Annotated in this window: 4 protein-coding genes; 2 read left to right on the top strand and 2 right to left on the bottom strand. The window is 68.5% G+C overall.

The genetic code is table 11. From position 1 onward, the window contains the following. Together ABYX71_RS11130 and fumC are read right to left on the bottom strand one after the other, a co-directional pair. Nucleotides 1-201: type II toxin-antitoxin system HicB family antitoxin (locus tag ABYX71_RS11130; protein WP_372696566.1), on the bottom strand; the 201-nt coding region annotated here is incomplete at its 3' end. 79 nt (nucleotides 202-280) lie between these two features. After that, nucleotides 281-1,675 carry a class II fumarate hydratase gene (gene fumC / locus ABYX71_RS11125; RefSeq protein WP_372696565.1) on the bottom strand — a complete coding sequence of 465 codons (1,395 nt, stop codon included), beginning with the start codon at nucleotides 1,673-1,675 and terminating at the stop codon, nucleotides 281-283. 111 nt (nucleotides 1,676-1,786) lie between these two features. On the opposite strand from fumC, the gene ABYX71_RS11120 reads away from it, so the two are divergent. Continuing rightward, entirely contained in the window at nucleotides 1,787-2,581 is a 795-nt protein-coding gene (locus ABYX71_RS11120; protein ID WP_372696564.1) for an SDR family oxidoreductase, read from the top strand. A gap of 8 nt (nucleotides 2,582-2,589) precedes the next feature. After that, nucleotides 2,590-3,366 (top strand): 2-keto-4-pentenoate hydratase, encoded by a 777-nt coding sequence (locus tag ABYX71_RS11115; RefSeq protein ID WP_372696563.1) that lies wholly within the window; start codon nucleotides 2,590-2,592, stop codon nucleotides 3,364-3,366. Nucleotides 3,367-3,573 lie beyond the last annotated feature (207 nt).

Here is a 3,573-nt window from a genome sequence, read left to right as displayed (position 1 = left end):
TGTCGGTATGGCGATGTTGATGTCCACCGGTGCGGATTCGCCGCGCTCCAGCCGCTCGGCGATGACCCGCAGCGCAAGAATCTCCGCCTTGACCATGGCTGACTCGGCTGTGTCTCCGTAGCAAAGCACACCCGGCAGCTGGGGGACTTCGGCGATCCAACGTCCGTCGCGTTCTTGCTCGTACTCGATGTTGAGGTTCACCGGGGCCTCCGATGCCGCTGGTTAGCGTCATGGGCGGATCGCGATCCGCCCATGCGTGGTCACGTCGCCAACTCTACCCTCAGCCCGGCCCCAGCATGTCCGCCGGACGGATCAGGCGGTCGAAGTCTTCCGCGCTCAGCAGGCCGAGCGCCACCACCGATTCCTTGAGGGTCAGGTTTTCGGTGTGGGCCTTCTTGGCGGCCTTGGCGGCGTTGTCGTAGCCGATGTGCGGGTTCAGCGCCGTGACCAGCATGAGGTTGCGGTCGAGGTATTCGGCAATCTGCGTTTCGTTGGCCACGGTGCCGGCGGCGCAGTGGTCGGCGAAGGAGCGGCCGGCGTCGCTGAGCAGGCGCACGGACTGCAGCAGGTTGCGGATCATGAGCGGCTTGAACACGTTCAGTTCCAGGTGGCCGCTGGCGCCGCCGAAGTTGATGGCAACGTCGTTGCCGAACACCTGCGCGGCGACCATGGTGAGTGCCTCGGACTGGGTCGGGTTGACCTTGCCGGGCATGATGGAGCTGCCCGGCTCGTTCTCGGGCAGGTACAGCTCGCCGATGCCGCAGCGCGGGCCGGAGCCGAGCAGGCGGAAGTCGTTGCCGATCTTCATGCACACGGCGGCGGCGGTCTTGAGCACGCCGCTCATCAGGACGATGGCGTCGTGCGCGGCCAGCGCGGCGAACTTGTTGGGCGCGGTGACGAAGGGCAGGCCGGTGAGGTCGGCGATGCGCTCGGCCACGGTCTGCGCGAAGCGCGGGTGGGTGTTGAGGCCGGTGCCCACGGCGGTGCCGCCGATGGCCAGCTGGTACAGGCGCGGCAGGGCGCTGTCGACCGCCTCGATGACGTCGTTGAGCTGGTGCACGTAGCCGCTCAGCTCCTGGCCGAGGGTGAGCGGCACGGCGTCCATCATGTGGGTGCGGCCCACCTTGATGATGGATTCGAACTCGGCGGCCTTCTTGGCCAGCACGTCGCGCAGGTGGCGCAGCGCCGGCAGCAGGCGGTCGTGCACTTCGCGGGCGGCGGCGATGTGCATGGCGGTGGGGAAGGTGTCGTTGGACGACTGGCTCTTGTTGACGTCGTCGTTCGGGTGAACCGGCTTCTTGGAACCCAGTTCGCCGCCGGCCATCTCGATGGCGCGGTTGGCGACCACCTCGTTCACGTTCATGTTGCTCTGGGTGCCGGAGCCGGTCTGCCACACCACCAGCGGGAAGTGGTCGTCGAGCTTGCCGGCGGCCACTTCGGCGGCGGCGCGGGCGATCAGGTCCGCTTTGTCCTGCGGCATCAGGCCCAGCTCGGCGTTGGTCAGGGCGGCGGCCTGCTTGAGGATGCCGAAGGCGTGCACCACTTCCAGGGGCATGCGCTCGCGTTCGCCGCCGATGGCGAAGAACTTCAGGCTGCGCGCGGTCTGGGCGCCCCAGTAGCGGTCGCTGGGGACTTCGAGTTCACCCATGGTGTCGCGTTCGATGCGAATAGACATTGCCGTGCTCCGATGCTGCTTTGAGGCCGAAAAAAGCCGGCATTTTACCGGCCGCGCGCGGGGCCCTTGGTAGCATTGGCGCCCGATCGCAATGGGCCGGAGGAACGGGCAGTGGATTTGGGTTTACAGGGACGCGTGGCCGTCGTGTGTGGCGCCAGTCAGGGCATGGGGCGCGCCATCGCCGCCAGTCTGGCTGCCGAAGGCGCGCAGGTGATGCTGGTGGCGCGCAGCGAAGAGCGGCTGCAAGAGGCCGTGGCGGCCATTGCCGGCGAGGTGCCGGGCGCGCAGCTGGCCAGCCTGGCGCAGGATCTGACCGCGCCGGACAGCGCCGAGGCGGTGGTGCAAGCGGTGCGTGACCGCTGGAGCCGCCTTGACGTGCTGGTGACCAACACGGGCGGGCCGCCGCCCGGGCAGCCGCTGGACCTGGACGACGACAAGTACCTGCTGGCCTACCAGCAGAACTTCATGAACGTGGTGCGGCTGTGCCGTCAGGCGGTGCCGCTGATGCGCGAGAACGCCTACGGGCGCATCGTGAACGTGCTGGCGCTGTCGGTGCGGCAGATCGAGGACAACCTGGTGCTGTCGTCCACCTCGCGCCTGGGCGTGGTGGCCTACGCGCGCTACCTGGCCGAGCAGGTGGCGGCGGACGGCATCACCGTGAACAACGTGCTGCCCGGATCCATTCACACCGAACGCCTGGGCCAGGTGGCGGCCATGCAGGCCAAGCACTTCGGCCGCGATCCGGATCGCGAGCTGGATCTGCGCGCCGAGCGGGTGCCGATGAAGCGCCTGGGCCGGCCGCGGGAGATGGGTGATCTGGTGGCGTTTCTGGCGTCCGAGCGGGCGGCTTTCCTGACCGGCCTCAGCCTGCCGGTGGACGGCGGTCAGCTGCGCGCCGTGGTGTGAGGGGAATCATGAACATCGAGAACATCGTCGAGGATTTCTGGGCCAGCCGGCAGCAGGGTGTGTATTACCCGCCGCAGTGGTTCGACAGGCTGACCCTGGATCAGGCCTGTCAGGTGCAGCTGGGGCTGCTGGACAAGGCCGTGGCGGCCGGTGCGCGGCAGGTGGGCTGGAAGGTGGGCCTCACCGCGGCGGCCATCCGCGAGCAGTTCCGCGTGCACGAGCCGGTGTTCGGCTACCTGCTGGAGGAGGGCCGCCTCGACAGCGGCGTGGAACTGGACCTGTCCGATTGGCAGGGCACCGGTTTCGAGAACGAACTGTGCCTGCGCCTGGCTCAGCCGCTGCGCGGCCCGAACGTGGACGTGGCGCAGGCGCGCGCGGCGGTCAGCGGCTGCCACCCGGCCATGGAACTGGTCGAGAACCGGGGTGACTTCAGCGCCCAGCTGGCGGTGGCGGTGGCGGACAACGTGCAGCAGCGGGCGTTCGTGATCGGGCCTGAGGCGCCGCTGACCGCCGATGCCGACCTGGCGGCGGTGCGCTGTGCGGTGGACATCAACGGCGCCGAGGTGGCGCAGGCCACCGGTGATGCGGTGATGGGCGACCCCTACGCCTCGCTGGCCTGGCTGGCCAACAAGTTGGCCGAGTACGGGCGCTGGCTGGAGGCCGGCCAGTACGTGATGAGCGGGTCGTTCACGCGCCAGTTTCCGCTGCACCCGGGTGACGCGGCACAGACGCGCTTCTCGGATATCGGTACCGTGACGGTGCGTGCCCGGCCGGAGACCGGCTGAGGCACGCAGTACCAACACCGGTTGGCACGCGGAGTGCTGGCAAAGCGGTGACCCTGAGACCAGAGCGGGAAAGCTTGCCATGACCCAAACCACGTTCACGCTAGAAGTACAGCCACGCATCCCGGTCCGCCTGCGGCGTCTGGAGGAACTCGCCGGTGACTTGGTGTACTCCTGGGATCGGCGTGTGCGGGCGCTGTTTGCGCGGCT

It is taken from the genome of Immundisolibacter sp. (genome assembly GCF_041625615.1).
In the GTDB taxonomy this organism is placed as follows: Bacteria; Pseudomonadota; Gammaproteobacteria; order Immundisolibacterales; family Immundisolibacteraceae; genus Immundisolibacter.
This window is presented reverse-complemented; position numbering and strand designations above follow the sequence as displayed.

What these genes read in the sequence shown, in the direction of transcription:
- ABYX71_RS11115 (WP_372696563.1), top strand. Translation starts at nt 2,590, where the DNA reads ATGAACATCGAGAACATCGTCGAGGATTTCTGGGCCAGCCGGCAGCAG.
- fumC (WP_372696565.1), bottom strand. Translation starts at nt 1,675, where the DNA reads ATGTCTATTCGCATCGAACGCGACACCATGGGTGAACTCGAAGTCCCC.